The 15920-nt window shown below is 63.3% G+C and carries 15 protein-coding genes; 8 read left to right on the plus strand and 7 right to left on the minus strand.

Annotation, left to right across the window (positions count from 1 at the left end; genetic code table 11):
• Positions 1–2: 2 nt before the first annotated feature.
• Positions 3–1070, minus strand: coding sequence for a DUF2066 domain-containing protein (locus tag ACK59L_RS12310; protein WP_409273882.1), 1068 nt, complete (start codon positions 1068–1070; stop codon positions 3–5).
• A 286-nt stretch (positions 1071–1356) separates the two neighbouring features.
• Between ACK59L_RS12310 and purM the strand changes: the two genes are divergently transcribed.
• The 4 genes from purM (at position 1357) to ACK59L_RS12330 (ending at position 4186) form a co-directional block, all read left to right on the plus strand.
• Positions 1357–2415 (plus strand): phosphoribosylformylglycinamidine cyclo-ligase, encoded by a 1059-nt coding sequence (gene purM / locus ACK59L_RS12315; protein ID WP_058639489.1) that lies wholly within the window; start codon positions 1357–1359, stop codon positions 2413–2415.
• Positions 2415–3068 (plus strand): phosphoribosylglycinamide formyltransferase, encoded by a 654-nt coding sequence (gene purN, locus ACK59L_RS12320; RefSeq protein ID WP_196136352.1) that lies wholly within the window; start codon positions 2415–2417, stop codon positions 3066–3068. The genes purM and purN overlap by 1 nt, the downstream gene beginning before the upstream one ends.
• 8 nt (positions 3069–3076) lie before the next feature.
• Positions 3077–3787: a DUF3108 domain-containing protein gene (locus ACK59L_RS12325; protein WP_058639491.1), complete on the plus strand. Its 711-nt coding sequence runs from the start codon at positions 3077–3079 to the stop codon at positions 3785–3787.
• Between the two features lie 216 nt (positions 3788–4003).
• A complete protein-coding gene (locus tag ACK59L_RS12330; RefSeq protein ID WP_023534042.1) occupies positions 4004–4186 on the plus strand; it encodes a hypothetical protein in 183 nt (60 codons plus the stop codon).
• A 121-nt stretch (positions 4187–4307) separates the two neighbouring features.
• On the opposite strand, the gene ACK59L_RS12335 is transcribed toward ACK59L_RS12330, so the two are convergent.
• The 5 genes from ACK59L_RS12335 to cysM all read right to left on the minus strand — a co-directional run bounded on the left by ACK59L_RS12335 (position 4308) and on the right by cysM (position 10385).
• Positions 4308–4847, minus strand: a complete 540-nt coding sequence (locus tag ACK59L_RS12335; RefSeq protein WP_023534063.1) for a DUF2058 domain-containing protein — start codon at positions 4845–4847, stop codon at positions 4308–4310.
• 26 nt (positions 4848–4873) lie between these two features.
• Positions 4874–5707 (minus strand): nucleoside triphosphate pyrophosphohydrolase, encoded by an 834-nt coding sequence (gene mazG, locus ACK59L_RS12340; RefSeq protein ID WP_167339255.1) that lies wholly within the window; start codon positions 5705–5707, stop codon positions 4874–4876.
• 82 nt (positions 5708–5789) lie between these two features.
• Positions 5790–8030, minus strand: a complete 2241-nt coding sequence (gene relA / locus ACK59L_RS12345; RefSeq protein WP_100852090.1) for a GTP diphosphokinase — start codon at positions 8028–8030, stop codon at positions 5790–5792.
• 96 nt (positions 8031–8126) lie between these two features.
• Positions 8127–9485, minus strand: coding sequence for a 23S rRNA (uracil(1939)-C(5))-methyltransferase RlmD (gene rlmD, locus ACK59L_RS12350; protein ID WP_409273886.1), 1359 nt, complete (start codon positions 9483–9485; stop codon positions 8127–8129).
• A complete protein-coding gene (cysM, locus tag ACK59L_RS12355; protein WP_144965334.1) occupies positions 9486–10385 on the minus strand; it encodes a cysteine synthase CysM in 900 nt (299 codons plus the stop codon).
• 258 nt (positions 10386–10643) lie between these two features.
• On the opposite strand from cysM, the gene ACK59L_RS12360 reads away from it, so the two are divergent.
• Genes ACK59L_RS12360 through ACK59L_RS12375 form a run of 4 tightly spaced genes read left to right on the plus strand, consistent with a single transcriptional unit; the run spans position 10644 to position 15309 of the window.
• Positions 10644–13400 (plus strand): response regulator, encoded by a 2757-nt coding sequence (locus tag ACK59L_RS12360; protein WP_144965332.1) that lies wholly within the window; start codon positions 10644–10646, stop codon positions 13398–13400.
• A gap of 49 nt (positions 13401–13449) precedes the next feature.
• A complete protein-coding gene (locus ACK59L_RS12365; protein ID WP_409273889.1) occupies positions 13450–14439 on the plus strand; it encodes a 2-hydroxyacid dehydrogenase in 990 nt (329 codons plus the stop codon).
• Positions 14440–14470: 31 nt separating this feature from the next.
• A complete protein-coding gene (locus tag ACK59L_RS12370) occupies positions 14471–14908 on the plus strand; it encodes a hypothetical protein (protein ID WP_409273891.1) in 438 nt (145 codons plus the stop codon).
• Positions 14905–15309, plus strand: coding sequence for an META domain-containing protein (locus ACK59L_RS12375; protein ID WP_144965329.1), 405 nt, complete (start codon positions 14905–14907; stop codon positions 15307–15309). The genes ACK59L_RS12370 and ACK59L_RS12375 overlap by 4 nt, the downstream gene beginning before the upstream one ends.
• Positions 15310–15379: 70 nt before the next feature.
• Here the strand turns inward: ACK59L_RS12375 and ACK59L_RS12380 are convergent, their stop codons facing one another.
• Positions 15380–15844: a TlpA disulfide reductase family protein gene (locus ACK59L_RS12380; protein ID WP_409273893.1), complete on the minus strand. Its 465-nt coding sequence runs from the start codon at positions 15842–15844 to the stop codon at positions 15380–15382.
• Positions 15845–15920: the final 76 nt, after the last annotated feature.

Consider the following 15920-nt stretch of genomic DNA (forward strand, 5'->3'; position numbering starts at 1 on the left):
TCTTACCAACTAAAGCGCAAGCCATCGAACGGTTCGGTGGCGGCCGCAGGCGACACCGGTGGCTCGTTTGTGGACGTACCCACTGACCCAAGGGTCACCTGCGGCGCAGGTGCCTGCTCGGCTGGGACTTCCCTGAGCTTGGCCAATGCCAGCTGAGCCCGGAGTTGTTCGCGGCTGGCGATGACCGAATAGGTCAGCACGTCGCCGTCGACCCGCTTCAACTGCGCGCCGTAGGGCTCCAGCACCCGGGCCAGCTCAGCGTAGCGCGGCAGGTTCATGCCCTGGACCTGCATCTGCACCTGACCACTGGCCCCGGGACGCGTTACGTAGCGCGGTGCCAGCCGCGTGCTCACGGCAAGCATCACGGCGTCGGCCAGCGCTGCCGGGTCCGCTCCTTCGGCACTGCCCTGCTCGCGCCCATCGCCCAGCCACAATTGCCATTTGCCTTGCCATTTGCCGTCGACTTCTTGGGCGTGCACGGCCAACAGGGCATCGGCGCCGTAGCGCTGGGAGACCTCACGCAGCGGCCCGGGATCCTTGGCTTCGATATGCTTGGCGTCGGCCACCAGTTGCTCCTGCAGATCGGCCAGCGGCAGACGCAGCGGCAAGCCCCGGTGACGGGCCGCGCGCCGCAACGGCTGGGCGCTAGGCTGGCCGTCCCCTACCAGGCTAGTGCCGTCAACACTCTCGACGAGCCACCAACCCAGAATCGACGGGCGATTGCTGCCCCACAGACTGAGGCCCGCCTTGCGCAGGGCACGTTCGGTGCTGCCGGGGTCGAACTCGACCCGGACGGTTTCGGGTGGCCCTGCGTCGCTGCCCACCTGGTTGACGATCGGTTGCGGATCCTTGCGCAATGCGGCCAGCGCCGGGCTCTGCACGGCCTTGGGGTCGCCGGTCAGGCGCAGCACCAGGGTGTCGAAGGCCTGGCTGGTCGCCGCCGCACGCGCCTCGGCGCCCTGCCCGGCCACTGGCTCGCGGACCTGATAAAGGCCGGAGACGTTCTCGGCCTGGGCCGCGCCTGCGATCAACCACAGACATCCCATGACCCAAGTAGTGAACAAGCGCATCGTTGTGTCCTTGTGCTCTGGAACGGCGAGTTTCAAGCTTCAGCACTCATACCTCAAGCGGCACGGTTAAAGGTAGCACCGGCAAGGCCAGGCTTCTGGCGATCTTGCACCGGCGAGAGCCCTAAATTCACCTGCCCGTCGGCCGGAGGATGGCCGCTGCCCGGCAACCCTGATAAAATCGCGCGCCTTCACAGACCACTGATGTCACGGTTAGCCGCTGCATGGCTGCCGGCCCTTGCCGTCAGGGTCGTTTTTACGAATCCCTCCCTCCTAAAGGCCTGGATCAATGAGCAAGCAACCCTCCCTGAGCTACAAGGACGCCGGTGTAGACATCGACGCCGGCGAAGCACTGGTCGAACGCATCAAGGGCGTGGCAAAACGCACCGCACGCCCTGAAGTCATGGGTGGCCTGGGCGGCTTCGGCGCCCTTTGCGAGATCCCGGCTGGCTACAAGCAGCCGGTGCTGGTCTCTGGCACCGACGGCGTGGGCACCAAGCTGCGCCTGGCGCTGAACCTGAACAAGCACGACAGCATCGGCCAGGACCTGGTCGCCATGTGCGTGAACGACCTGGTGGTCTGCGGTGCCGAGCCGCTGTTCTTCCTGGACTACTACGCCACCGGCAAGCTCAACGTGGACGTGGCGGCTACCGTGGTCACCGGTATCGGCGCAGGTTGCGAACTGGCAGGCTGCTCGCTGGTCGGCGGCGAAACGGCCGAGATGCCGGGCATGTACGAAGGTGAAGACTACGACCTGGCAGGCTTCTGCGTAGGCGTGGTGGAGAAGGCCGAGATCATCGACGGCTCGCGCGTGGCCACCGGTGATGCGCTCATCGCCCTGCCATCCTCGGGCCCGCACTCCAACGGTTACTCGCTGATCCGCAAGATCCTCGAAGTCTCGGGCACCGACGTTGAAAGCACCCAGCTCGACGGCCAGCCGCTGACCGAACTGCTGATGGCGCCAACGCGCATCTACGTCAAGCCGCTGCTGCAACTGATCAAGAACACCGGCGCGGTCAAGGCCATGGCCCACATCACCGGTGGCGGCCTGCTGGACAATATCCCGCGCGTACTGCCGGCCAATGCCCAAGCGGTCATCGACGTGGCCAGCTGGAAGCGCCCAGCCGTCTTCGATTTCCTGCAGGAAAAGGGCAACGTCGACGAGCATGAAATGCACCGCGTGCTCAACTGCGGCGTGGGCATGGTGATCTGCGTAGGCCAGGACCAGGTCGAAACCGCCCTGAGCGAACTGCGCAACGCCGGCGAACAGCCTTGGGTCATCGGCCACATCACCGAGGCCGCAGAGGGCGCTGCCCAGGTCGAGCTGCAGAACCTCAAGGCACACTGATGCCGAGCAAGCCCTGCAATGTGGTGGTATTGCTGTCGGGTTCCGGCAGCAACCTGCAAGCGCTGATCGACAGCTGCGCCATCCCGGACAGCGCCGTGCGCATTGGCGCGGTCATCTCCAACCGCGCCGATGCCTACGGGCTGCAGCGTGCAGCCGCTGCCGGTATCGACACCGCGGTCCTTGACCATACCGGCTTCGAGGGCCGCGAAGCCTTCGATGCGGCCCTGGTGGCCTGTATCGATGGGTTCGCTCCGGACCTGGTGGTGCTGGCGGGTTTCATGCGTATCCTCAGTGGCGACTTCGTGCGCCACTACCAAGGTCGCCTGCTCAACATCCACCCTTCGCTGCTGCCTCGCTACAAAGGGTTGCACACCCATAGACGCGCCCTGGAAGCAGGGGATGTCGAGCATGGGTGCAGTGTCCACTTTGTCACTGAGGAACTCGATGGGGGCCCGTTGGTCGTACAGGCTGTCGTGCCGGTGGCACCCGATGACACGGTCCAAAGCCTGGCTCAGCGGGTTCACGCACAGGAACACGTCATCTACCCAATGGCTGTTCACTGGTTCGCCAACGGCCGCTTGCGTCTTGGCGAACAAGGTGCATTACTGGATGGCCAGCCCCTGTCGGCCAGCGGTCATTTGATTCGATCCTAGGAGATACTATGCGTCGTGCCCTGCTGTTGGCTCTTGCCGTGCTTGCCCTGCCCCTCCAGGCAGCAGACCTGAAGCCGTTCTCGGCCAGCTACACCGCCGACTGGAAGCAACTGCCCATGAGCGGTACCGCCGAACGCAGCCTGGTCAAGAATGCCGATGGTACCTGGGACCTGAACTTCAAAGCGTCGATGATGATCGCCAGCCTGACCGAGCAAAGCTCGCTGCGCCTGGATAACGACACCTTGCTGCCGCAGCGTTACCACTTCGAACGCGGCGGTCTTGGCAAGGCCAAAAAGGTCGACCTGAACTTCGACTGGGCTGCCAAGAAAGTGACCGGCAGCGATCGTGGCGATGCGATCACTCTGCCGCTCAACCGTGGGGTGCTCGACAAGTCGTCCTATCAGCTGGCGCTGCAGCACGATGTAGCCGCTGGCAAGAAGAGCATGACCTACCAGGTGGTCGATGGTGACGAGATCGACACCTATGACTTCCGCGTACTGGGTACTGAGAAAGTCACCACCAAGACCGGCCAGGTGGATGCCGTCAAGGTCGAACGTGTGCGTGATCCAAGCCAGAGCAAGCGCATCACCGAGCTGTGGTTTGCCAAGAACTGGGACTACTTGCTGGTGCAATTGCGCCAAGTGGAAACCGATGGCAAGGAATACGTGATCGTCCTGCAGGACGGTACGGTCGATGGCAAGTCGGTTAAAGGTAACTGACACTCAAGCTTTTCGGCGTTGAGCCATAACGCAACACCAAGCCCCGCCCCGTGCGGGGCTTTTATTTGGGCGGGCATAAAGCAGTCGGGCCTAGGCATACCATGGCTACATGAAACTTGTTTCATGGCCGTTTTATTTACTTAGGCTGCTAACAAACTCTATAAATAAGGCGTGCGACAGACTGTCGCACCCAACCAGAAAAAGTGGAGTTTAACGATGACAGTTCAAGTGACCGAACGCGACGAATCGAAAATGTCCCACGAAGGCCTGGCCGCAGGCGTGCGGATCTGGGATGTGCACCAGCAGGGCCAGTTGGTCGGGATGTTCCACAACGAACACGAGGCGCAACAATACCGTGTCGAACTGGAAGACCTGGAAAAGCAGCGCACCACGCAGTGACCGCGATCTTCAGAAAACCGTGACGTGAAACCCGTCATGGCGCCAGGGGCCGCCTTGCGGCCCATCGCCGCACAATGCGGCCCTGACCACCCGGTGGACGTTCAGACAGGGCCTTGCAGCATTACCACATCAGATCGTCAGGGATCTTGTACGCCGCATACGGATCGTCGTCGTCGGCTTCCTCGACATGGGTATTGAGCAGCAATACCCGGCCCGGGTCACGTTCCTGGATCTTGACGGCCGCCTCGCGGGGAATGACCTCATAGCCGCCCCCGTAGGACACCACCGCCAGCGCACCATTGCTCAATTTGCTGCGCATCAGGGCATTGACCGCGATACGCTTGACCTTCTTGTCGTCGACGAAGTTGTAGTAATCCTCGGTCGTGAGCTTGGGCAGGCGGGTCGCTTCAATCAGTTGCTTGATCTGCGCGGCGCGTGCCTTCTTCTCGGCTTTTTCCTGCTGTTCACGGTTGAGCGCCTGGTCACGCTTGGCCTTTTCGGCCATGGCTTCCTTGGCCAGCCGCTGCTGGGTATCGTCCACGTCGACCTGGCCTTTGTGCTCCAGGCGCTTCTGTTTCTTTTCAGCCTTGTTGGCCTGAGAAACCTGTTTCTGGTTGACCAGCCCGGCTTTGAGCAATTGGTCGCGAAGGGAAAGGCTCATGAATGTTCACTCACTTATGCAACAGCTCAGCCGCAGCTGGGCAGGTTCTTTTCCTGACGCTTGGCTTCACCCCAAAGGGTGTCCAGCGCATCAAGGTTACAGTCTTCAATGGCAGTGCCGCTGTCACGCAACGCCTGCTCGATAAAGCGAAAACGTCGCTCGAACTTACGATTGGCTCGGCGCAAGGCGTTTTCAGGGTCATGCTTCAAGTGACGCGCCAGGTTGACTACCGCGAACAGCAAGTCACCGACTTCATCTTCCAGCGCATCGTTGTCCCCGTCGGCCATGGCCTGCAACACTTCGTCGAGTTCCTCACGCACCTTGTCCACAACCGGCAAGGCCTCGGGCCAGTCGAACCCGACGGTGGCCGCGCGCTTTTGCAGTTTGGCCGCCCGGGACAAGGCAGGCAATGCCGTTGGGACATCGTCGAGCAATGACAGCTGTTCTGGACGACTTTTCTGCGCCCGCTCCTGCGCCTTGATTTCCTCCCAGCGTGACTTGACCTGCTCATCGCTCAGGCTGGGCGTCTCCAGCGGCGCATACAGGTCCCCGGTCGGAAAGACATGGGGGTGTCGACGAATGAGCTTGCGGGTGATGCCGTCCACCACGCCGTCGAACGCGAAACGGCCCTCCTCCCGGGCAAGTTGGCTGTAGTAGACCACCTGGAACAGCAGGTCGCCCAGCTCGCCTTGCAAGTCCTCGAAATCGCCGCGCTCGATGGTGTCCGCCACCTCGTAAGCTTCTTCGAGGGTGTGTGGGACGATGCTGGCATAGTCCTGCTTCAGGTCCCAAGGGCAGCCGTATTGCGGGTCGCGCAAGCGGGCCATGAGGTGGAGCAGGTCCTGGAGGGTGTAGGTCATTCAGGCAAGTCCTTGACGGTCGGGCTTGGCGGGCAAACCGGCCCCTGAGGGGCGGGATGCCCGCGAATCGTGCACGCGGGATTCAGGGCGTACGATTACGCCGTGTCTCGATGATGTTCGGCAACTGCGAGATACGCCCCAGCAAGCGCCCAAGGGCATCCAAACCGGGGATCTCGATGGTCAGCGACATCAGCGCCGTGTTGTCTTCCTTGTTCGAGCGGGTATTGACCGCCAGCACGTTGATCTTCTCGTTGAGCAGCACCTGCGACACATCGCGCAGCAAACCGGGGCGATCATAGGCACGGATGACGATGTCGACCGGGTAAGTCTGTACCGGAATTGGCCCCCAGCTGACCTGGATCATGCGCTCCGGCTCTTTGCCGGCCAGCTGCAACACCGAGGCGCAATCCTGGCGGTGGATGCTTACACCGCGACCCTGGGTGATGTAGCCGACGATGGCATCGCCAGGTAACGGCTGGCAGCAACCGGCCATCTGCGTCAGCAGGTTGCCCACGCCCTGGATCTGAATGTCGCCACGCTTGCCCCCACGCGGCCCGCTGGGCTTGCGCGGCACCAGTTCGATCTGCTCGATGCGCTCAGGCTCCAGCAGCTGTTGCGCCGCATTGACCAGATGCGCCAGACGCAGGTCCCCAGCGCCCAGGGACGCAAACATATCCTCGGCCGTCTTGACGTTGGTCTTCTCGGCCAGGCGCTCGAAGTCGACCTGCGGCAGGCCCAGCCGGCTGAGCTCGCGTTCGAGCAGCGTCTTGCCGGCGGCAACGTTCTGGTCGCGCGCCTGCAGCTTGAACCAGTGCACGATCTTGGCCCGCGCGCGCGAAGTGGTGACATAGCCCAGGTTCGAGTTCAGCCAGTCACGGCTCGGGTTACCGTGCTTGCTGGTGATGATTTCGACCTGCTCGCCGGTCTGCAGGCTGTAGTTGAGCGGCACGATGCGCCCGTTGATCTTGGCGCCCCGGCAGTTGTGGCCGATCTCGGTGTGCACCCGATAGGCGAAGTCCAGGGGCGTCGCGCCTTTTGGCAGGTCGATGGCGTGACCGTCCGGGGTGAACACGTACACCCGGTCGGGCTCGATGTCGACCCGCAGTTGCTCGGCCAGGCCCCCGATGTCGCCCAGCTCTTCATGCCACTCCAGCACCTGGCGCAGCCAGGAAATCTTTTCTTCGTAGTGGTTCGAGCTGGGCTTGACGTCGGTGCCCTTGTATCGCCAGTGGGCGCAGACGCCAAGCTCCGCTTCCTCGTGCATGCCGTGGGTGCGGATTTGCACTTCCAGCACCTTGCCCTCCGGGCCGATTACCGCCGTATGCAGGGAGCGGTAGCCGTTTTCCTTGGGGTTGGCGATGTAGTCGTCGAACTCCTTGGGGATGTGACGCCACAAGGTGTGCACGATACCCAGGGCGGTGTAGCAGTCGCGTATCTCGGGGACCAGCACCCGCACGGCGCGCACGTCGTAGATCTGGCTGAATTCCAGGCCCTTGCGCTGCATCTTGCGCCAGATCGAGTAGATGTGTTTAGCGCGGCCACTGATGTCCGCCTTCACCCCGGTGGCCAGCAGTTCGTTCTGCAACTGGTTCATGACATCGCTGATAAAGCGTTCACGGTCCAGGCGACGCTCGTGCAACAGCTTGGCGATCTGCTTATACTGTTCGGGCTCGAGGTAGCGGAACGAAAGGTCTTCCAGTTCCCACTTGATATGCCCGATACCCAGACGGTGGGCCAGGGGGGCGTAGATGTCGAACACTTCCCGCGCCACTCGCAGGCGTTTCTCGTCATCAGCGGCCTTTACCGCTCGAATGGCACAGGTACGTTCGGCCAGCTTGATCAACGCCACGCGAACGTCGTCGACCATCGCCACCAGCATCTTGCGCAGGTTCTCGACCTGCGCCTGAGAGCCGAGCACCAGCGACTGACGGGGGCTGAGACTGGCACTGATCGCAGCCATGCGCAGCACGCCATCGATCAGCTTGGACACGACCGGCCCGAAGCGCTGGCTGACTTCGGCCAGGGTGACCTTGCCTTCTCGCACAGCGCGGTAGATGACCGCCGCTACCAGGGAATCCTGGTCGAGCTTGAGGTCCGCGAGAATCTCGGCAATCTCAAGACCTGCCTGATAGCTCGACGTACCATCGGCCCAGGAATGCTTGGCCGGGTTGCCCTTCTTCTCGACTTCCTGGGCAAACTCGCAGGCCTCTTTGAGCGCTGCGCGGTCGAGCGCCGAATCGACGCTGACCACATGGTCCAACCACGCTTCGAGATTGATACTGCCGTCGGTATTGACCGGCTGGTGCACTCTCACCTGTACCATCTTTGTTTTACCTTTCCATACAGCGCACCCTGCGGGTGCACTGGCAATCACCGCACGGCTGCCATTCCCTGGAAGCCGCACCAAGGGGCCAGCTGGCTAGCCCACTTCGAATAACGCCATGGCTTCGACATGCGCCGTTTGAGGAAACATGTCGAGAATCCCGGCCCTTGTTAACCGGTACCCCTGCCCGACCAGCACCTGGGCGTCTCGCGCCAGTGTGGCCGGGTTGCACGATACATAGACCAGCCGCTTGGCCCCAAGACGGGCGATGCCCTGCACCACCTCCCATGCACCGTCGCGCGGTGGGTCCAAGAGTACCGCAGAAAAGCCCTCGGCGGCCCATTCCATGCCCGTCAACGGCTGCGATAAATCGGCCTGAAAAAACTGCGCGTTATGCACATCGTTGCTGCGGGCATTGGCCGCCGCACGATCGACCATGGCCTGTACGCCTTCTACCGCCACCACCTCACGGGCATGCCGTGCCAGCGGCAAGGCAAAATTGCCCAGGCCGCAGAACAGGTCCAGTACCCGCTCTTCGGGCTGCGGAGCGAGCCAGGCCAAGGCCTGCTCGATCATGGCGGTATTGACCTGGGCGTTGACCTGCACGAAGTCGCCGGGGCGCCAGGCCAGTTGCAGCTGCCAGGGCGCCAGGTCGAAACCCAGCGGCCCGGTGGCATCCACCGGCTGCGGCTCGCCTTCACCCTGCAGCCACAACTGCGCGCTGGCCTCGGCGCAGAACGCCTGCAAGCGTGCAACATCTTCGGCCGGCAACGGCGCGACATGACGCACCAGCACTGCCTCGGCCGTGCCGCTGAACAGCTCCACATGGCCCAGGGCCTGGGGCTTGGCCAACGAGCGCAGCACCGTGGGCAAGTGACGCAGGATCGACTGCAAGGGCTGTACCAGCACCAGGCAATCATCGATGGCAACGATGTCCTGACTGGCCTGCGCCCTGAAACCGACTGCCAACTGGCGGGTCTTGGGGTCCCAGCGCACGGCCACACGGGCGCGGCGACGGTAGCCGAAAGCGGCCCCGGTCAAGGGCGCGGCCCATTGCTCGGGCTGCACACCGGCCACCCGTTGCAGTTGCTCGGCCAGGGTGCGCTGCTTGAGCGCTAGCTGAGTCTCATGGGGCAGGTGTTGAAGGTTGCACCCCCCGCACTGGCCGTAGTATTTGCAAGGGGCTTCGCGGCGCTCGGGACTGGCCTGGAGCACCCGTTCAAGCCGTGCTTCGACGACTTTGCCACGGGCATTGAGCACCCTCGACTCGACCTCTTCGCCTGCCAGGGCGCCAGTGACGAACCAGGTGCGCCCTTCATGGAAAGCAATGCCGCGACCGTCCCCTGACAGGCGCTCGATGACCAGGCGTTGCTTCTTGCCCACGGGAACCTGGGGGCTACGATTGCCACCGGCTGGCTGAAAGCGCAGGCCGCTGTTGGTTTTCTTCTTGGACATTTAGCTCGGATCGAACAGGCCAGTGGACAGGTAACGGTCGCCGCGGTCGCAGATGATGGCCACCAAGGTGGCATTTTCCACTTCCTGGGACAGGCGCAGCATGGCGGCAACTGCACCACCGGAAGACACGCCGCAGAAAATGCCCTCTTCACGGGCAAGCCTGCGCATGGTCTGCTCGGCCTCGTCCTGGGACATGTCGACAATGCGATCGACCCGGGCTGCGTCGAAAATTTTTGGCAGGTATTCCTGAGGCCAGCGGCGAATACCCGGAATGGCCGCGCCTTCCATCGGCTGCAAGCCGACGATCTGCACCGCTGGATTCTGCTCCTTGAGGTACTGCGAGCACCCCATGATGGTCCCGGTGGTGCCCATGGAACTGATGAAGTGGGTAACGCGCCCCTGGGTCTGCTGCCAGATTTCCGGGCCGGTGCTGGTGTAGTGCGCCATCGGGTTGTCACCGTTGGCGAATTGGTCGAGCACCACGCCACGGCCATCGGCTTCCAGCTGCTGAGCCAGATCGCGTGCCCCTTCCATGCCCTCTTCCTTGGTCACCAGGATCAGCTCGGCGCCGTAGGCTGCCATCGCCGCCTTGCGTTCGGCCGTGGAGTTGTCGGGCATGATCAGGATCATCTTGTAACCCTTGATTGCCGCTGCCATGGCCAACGCGATGCCGGTGTTGCCGGAGGTGGCTTCGATCAGCGTATCGCCAGGCTTGATCTGGCCGCGCGATTCGGCACGGGCGATCATCGACAGCGCGGGACGGTCCTTGACCGAGCCGGCAGGATTGTTGCCCTCGAGCTTGAGCAGCAAGGTATTGCTGGTCTGGCCAGCCAGGCGCTGCAGGCGAACCAGGGGCGTATTGCCGACGCAATCGGCGATGGTTGGATACTGCAAGGTCATGGTGTCTTTCACAATCCGGACGGCGGGGGCGCCCATCATACCGGCAAACCCCGCTTCGCCATATCACGCAATCTGTGGTGCATATAGCTACAGGCTATAAAGCCCGTGCAATGCCTTGCCCGTGCCCGGCGCCACATACCACCGCCGGTGCTGCACCTGCGTACGGACTTAACGCGTGCAATGGCTGGCGAGGGGGAGTAACGTCCCCGCTTGGCCGCCTTGCAGGGCGGCATCCAGGCACATTGACAGGAGGCGAGTGTGCTCGATCGTTTGGGAATTCGCAGCCGCGTGCTGTTGCTGGCGCTGCTGCCAGCCGGGTTGATGGCAGTGGTGCTGGGCAGCTACTTCACCTGGCTGCAACAGAGCGACCTGCGTACGCAACTGCTGCAACGGGGCAAGATGCTGGCCGAGCAGCTGGCGCCGCTGGCAGCCCCGGCCATGGCCCGCAAAGCGCCTGCACAACTGGAGCGCATTGCCGCGCAAACCCTCGAACAGGCCGACGTACGCGCCGTCGCCTTCCTGACACCGGATCGTAGTCGGCTGGCCCATGCCGGCCCGAGCATGCTCAACCAACCGCCCAGCGGCGGCAGCGGTACCCAGTTGCTGCAACGCAGTGGCAACGACGCCACTCGTTACCTGATGCCAGTGTTCGGCCACCACCGTGACCTGGCCACCGATGCCGTGCCTGCCGAAGCCGAACGCTTGCTGGGCTGGGTGGAGATCGAGCTGTCCCATGACGGCACCTTGCTGCGCGGCTACCGCAACCTGTTCACCACGCTGCTTCTGATCCTGGCCTGCCTGGTGGTCAGCGGGCTGCTGGCCCTGCGCATGAGCCGTGCCATCAACACGCCGATCGAGCGCATCAAGCATGCGGTCAACCAGCTCAAGGACGGCCACCTGGAGGAACGCCTGCCGGCCATGGGCAGTCACGAGCTGGACGAACTGGCCCGCGGCATCAACCGCATGGCCGAGACCCTGCACAGTGCCCACGAAGAGCTGCAGCACAGCATCGACCAGGCCACCGAGGATGTCCGGCAGAACCTGGAAACCATCGAAATCCAGAACATCGAGCTGGACATGGCCCGCAAGGAAGCCCTGGAAGCCAGCCGCATCAAGTCGGAATTTTTGGCCAACATGAGCCATGAAATCCGCACGCCGCTCAACGGCATTCTGGGCTTTACCCACCTGCTGCAGAAAAGCGAGCTGATGCCCCGCCAGGTGGACTACCTGAACACCATCGAGAAGTCAGCCGACAATTTGCTCGGGATCATCAATGAAATCCTCGATTTCTCCAAGATAGAAGCAGGCAAGCTGGTGCTCGACAGCATCCCCTTCAACCTGCGCGACCTGATCCAGGACACCCTGACCATCCTGGCACCGGCCGCCCATGCCAAGCAGCTTGAGCTGCTGTGCCTGATCTACCGCGATACGCCCTCCTCGCTGATCGGTGACCCGCTGCGCCTCAAGCAGATCCTCACCAACCTGGTCAGCAACGCGATCAAGTTCACCCGCGAAGGCACCATCGTCGTGCGCGCCATGCTCGAAGACGAGCACGAGGACAGCGCCCAATTGCGCATTAGCGTCCAGGACACCGGCATCGGCCTGTCGCCTCAAGATGTACGCACGCTGTTCCAGGCCTTCAGCCAGGCTGACAACTCCCTGGCCCGCCAGCCAGGCGGCACCGGCCTGGGGCTGGTGATCTCCAAGCGCCTGATCGAGCAGATGGGCGGCGAAATCGGCGTCGATAGCACCCCTGGCGAAGGTTCGCAGTTCTGGATCAGCCTCAACCTGCCCAAGGCGCACGACGATGCCGAGGAGCTGCCTCTGCAGCCCTTGCTCGGCCGGCGCGCCGCCATCGTCGATGGCCATGCACTGGCGCGGCAGGCCCTGGAGCACCAGTTGCAGGACTGCGGCCTGAGCGTCTGTGTCTTTACCTCCTACGAGCAACTGGTGCAGGCGGTGCAAGCTGCCAGCCAGGCGGGGCAGCCTTTCGACTTCGCCGTGCTGGGCGCCAACGTGGGCTCCCTGGCGCCTGAACAGCTGGGTCAGTATTACCAGCATCTGGAGCGGCATCATTGCCAGTGCGTGGTGCTGTGCCCCACGACCGAGCAGGCGCTCTATCACCCTTACCTGTCCAATGGCCACGGCCAACTGCTGTCCAAGCCATCGTGCACGCGCAAGCTGCGCCGCCTGCTGCTGGAAATGGTCCAGCCCCGCCGGTTGCAGGGCGAGGTCAGCGCCATGGTGGGCCAGCAGCGCCAGCCCAAGGTGCTGTGCGTGGATGACAACGCGGCCAACCTCTTGCTGGTGCAGACTCTGCTGGAGGACCTGGGCGCCCGGGTGACGGCTGTCGACAATGGTTACGCGGCGGTACAGGCCGTGCAGAGCGAACCGTTCGACCTGGTACTGATGGACGTGCAGATGCCCGGCATGGACGGACGCGCCTGCACCGAGCAAATTCGCCGCTGGGAAAACACCCAGAGCGGCAACCCGTTGCCAATCGTTGCACTGACCGCCCACGCAATGGCCAATGAAAAACGCGCCTTGCTCCATGGCGGCATGGACGACTACCTGACCAAGCCGATCAGCGAGCGGCAACTGGCACAGGTGGTGATGAAGTGGACTGGGCTGAGCCTTGGCTTGTCGCCGCAGATGCCGGCGAGCCTGCCCACTGGGCCTGACGAGTTGAAGGTGCTCGACCATGACGAAGGCCTGCGCCTGGCGGCAGGCAAAGCCGATCTGGCCGCCGACATGCTGAGCATGTTGCTGGCCTCGCTGGAAGATGACCGCGCCGCTATTCGGGATGCACGTCAAGCGCATGACCGTCGTACGCTCATCGAGCAGGTGCACCGGCTCAACGGCGCTTCTCGCTATTGCGGCGTGCCTCAGCTGCGTGCCGCGTGCCAACGCAGCGAGACCCTGCTCAAGCAGGACAGCCCCTTGGCTGGGGAGGCGCTCGATGAACTGGACAACGCGATCAGCCGGCTGGCAGCCGAGGCCAGGCTGAGTATTTGAGGGCAGCCGCCCTTTCCACTGACCCAGTGCCTATGCACAAGGAGCCACCATGCGCGCCCTGCTGTTCAGCAGTCAGCACTATGACCAGGAGAGTTTCACCCAGGCCGCCGTGGGCGGCGGCGTGGCACTGCATTTTCAGTCCGCGCGTCTTACGGCGGATACCGCGCCGCTGGCCCAGGGCTACGAGGTCGTCTGCGCGTTCATCAACGACGAGCTCGACGCGGCGGTGCTGCAATGCCTGGCGCGCGGTGGTACGCGCCTGGTGGCCTTGCGTTCAGCTGGGTACAACCATGTCGACCTGGCGGCGGCCCAGCGGCTGGGAATAGATGTGGTGCGGGTACCGGCCTATTCGCCCCAAGCCGTGGCCGAGCACGCCGTGGCGCTGATACTGGCGCTCAATCGGCGCTTGCACCGGGCCTACAACCGCACGCGTGAAGGCGATTTCACCTTGCACGGGCTGACCGGTTTCGACTTGCATGGCAAGACCGTCGGGGTCGTCGGCACCGGCCAGATCGGCGCGGCCTTCGCACGCATCATGGCCGGCTTCGGCTGCCAACTACTGGCCTACGACCCCTGCCCCGACCCGCAGCTCGAGGCCTTGGGCGCGCGCTACATGAGTTTGCCAGCGTTGCTGAGCCAGGCACGCATCATCAGCCTGCACTGCCCGTTGACGCCAGGTACCCGGCACCTGATCAATGCCCAGAGCCTGACGCACCTGCAACCTGGCGCCATGCTGGTCAACACAGGACGCGGGGCGCTGGTCGATACGCCGGCACTACTCGATGCGCTCAAGAGCGGCCAGCTGGGCTACCTGGGCCTGGACGTTTACGAAGAAGAAGCCAAAGTATTCTTCGAAGACCGTTCGGACCTACCCCTGCAGGACGATGTGCTGGCGCGCCTGCTGACATTCCCGAATGTGATCGTCACGGCCCATCAAGCCTTCCTCACCCATGAGGCCTTGCAGGCCATTGCCCAGACGACGCTTGAGAACATTGCCTGCTGGGCGGCAGGCAGGGCGCAGAACCTGGTGACCGGTTAATGCTAGGATACGCGGCATTTAGGGAGGACCCATGGTCGAACACGATTTTCGCTACACCCTCTTCAACCCGCAGCACACGCTGATCGAGTGCCGAGCCCTGGTGCCCGGCCGTTACCAGGTCACAGGCAACGGTGGCTCGATGCACAAGGGCGACACCCTGCTGGTCACCCTCAAGGGCAGCAAGGACTTGGCCATGCGCCTGACCGTGGACAGCGTCCGCCACCTGATCAACCCGCGCGGACAGTGGGTTGCCGTGGCCAACGGGCCGGTCTTCCACGAACTGGAGATCCTGGCCTGGCAAGTGGCGTGCGACAACTGCGATGCGGTACTGGACTTCGAATTTGCGGTCGATGCCAAGCTGGGCAAGGCAGCGCGTCAGCCTGCAGCCAGCGCCCGCATCGCCGAACTGGGCTGGGCAAGCCAGGACGCCCGGCACCTCTGCCCCCGTTGCCAGGAGCCTGCACAATGAAAAACCTGCTTACCAGCGCACTGATTGCCACCGGCCTGCTTGGCTGCGCGACCGCCCCTTCGGACCTGCAGCAAGACCGCAGCTACGTACTGGAGTGGATCGGCGAGCGCCCCCTGATCGACAACAGCCACTTGAGCATGACCTTGGGCAGCGACGGGCGCGCCTATGGCAATGCCGGCTGCAATCACTGGTTCGCGGCCTACACCCTCGATGGCGAGCGCTTGAGTTTTGGTAGCGTCGGCAGCACCCGCAAGCTGTGTGCACCGGCTTTGATGGAACAGGAAAAACGCTTCCTGCAGGCCCTTGGCAACGTCACCCGCTGGGACCTGGCGCCGGATCAGCAATTGCGCTTGTGGCCCACCGACGGCAAGCCGCTGCGCCTGTGGCCTGAAGAGGGCTGAGCGGGCGGGCTGTTGCCCGCGGGGCCTGGCTTGACAGGTCAGCGCCCCGTTCGCTCAGGCCGTGCCAGCGTCACCCCTGTTTCAGGGCCTTGATCTTGGCCTTCAAGCCTTCGATCGTCTGCTCACCGAGCAATTGCTCACGCACCTTGCCCTTGTCATCAATGATGTAGGTCACCGGCAGCGCCTCGCTGCGGGGCAGGTCATAGCGCTCGGCGGGGTCCTGGGCCAGCACGGTGAAATCGATGCCTAACGTATCGGCCGCCTGCTTGAGGTCCGCGCCTTGCAGGCCATCGAAATTCACCCCCACCACCTTGATGCCCTCAGCGGCCCATTGCTTGGCAGCCGCATTGAGCTCGGGAATTTCGGTACGGCACGGCCCGCACCACTCCGCCCAGTAGTTGAGCACCAGCCAGTGCCCGTCTACCTGCTCGGCCTTTACCGTGTTGCCGTGCTGGTCCACGCCATAATCGGCACCGCAACCACCGAGCAACAGGCTCGCGGTGATGGCCATTACTGCTGCCAGACGCCTTGCCATGGGTCAATCCTTCTCGAGTTTTAGAGCAAATGGGTCAGTCGCTGCGGTTAGAATACCGGTCACACCTTGCTGGATG

Source organism: Pseudomonas sp. KCJK9111 (assembly GCF_046231935.1).
Lineage (GTDB): Bacteria > Pseudomonadota > Gammaproteobacteria > Pseudomonadales > Pseudomonadaceae > Aquipseudomonas > Aquipseudomonas parafulva_B.

Coding starts and splice junctions, on each gene's coding strand:
- cysM (WP_144965334.1), bottom strand. CDS start 10,385: ATGACCTTGCAGTATCCAACCATCGCCGATTGCGTCGGCAATACGCCC.
- ACK59L_RS12370 (WP_409273891.1), top strand. CDS start 14,471: ATGGTCGAACACGATTTTCGCTACACCCTCTTCAACCCGCAGCACACG.
- ACK59L_RS12365 (WP_409273889.1), top strand. CDS start 13,450: ATGCGCGCCCTGCTGTTCAGCAGTCAGCACTATGACCAGGAGAGTTTC.
- purN (WP_196136352.1), top strand. CDS start 2,415: ATGCCGAGCAAGCCCTGCAATGTGGTGGTATTGCTGTCGGGTTCCGGC.
- ACK59L_RS12325 (WP_058639491.1), top strand. CDS start 3,077: ATGCGTCGTGCCCTGCTGTTGGCTCTTGCCGTGCTTGCCCTGCCCCTC.
- ACK59L_RS12310 (WP_409273882.1), bottom strand. CDS start 1,070: ATGCGCTTGTTCACTACTTGGGTCATGGGATGTCTGTGGTTGATCGCA.
- mazG (WP_167339255.1), bottom strand. CDS start 5,707: ATGACCTACACCCTCCAGGACCTGCTCCACCTCATGGCCCGCTTGCGC.
- rlmD (WP_409273886.1), bottom strand. CDS start 9,485: ATGTCCAAGAAGAAAACCAACAGCGGCCTGCGCTTTCAGCCAGCCGGT.
- purM (WP_058639489.1), top strand. CDS start 1,357: ATGAGCAAGCAACCCTCCCTGAGCTACAAGGACGCCGGTGTAGACATC.
- ACK59L_RS12335 (WP_023534063.1), bottom strand. CDS start 4,847: ATGAGCCTTTCCCTTCGCGACCAATTGCTCAAAGCCGGGCTGGTCAAC.
- ACK59L_RS12380 (WP_409273893.1), bottom strand. CDS start 15,844: ATGGCAAGGCGTCTGGCAGCAGTAATGGCCATCACCGCGAGCCTGTTG.
- relA (WP_100852090.1), bottom strand. CDS start 8,030: ATGGTACAGGTGAGAGTGCACCAGCCGGTCAATACCGACGGCAGTATC.
- ACK59L_RS12375 (WP_144965329.1), top strand. CDS start 14,905: ATGAAAAACCTGCTTACCAGCGCACTGATTGCCACCGGCCTGCTTGGC.
- ACK59L_RS12330 (WP_023534042.1), top strand. CDS start 4,004: ATGACAGTTCAAGTGACCGAACGCGACGAATCGAAAATGTCCCACGAA.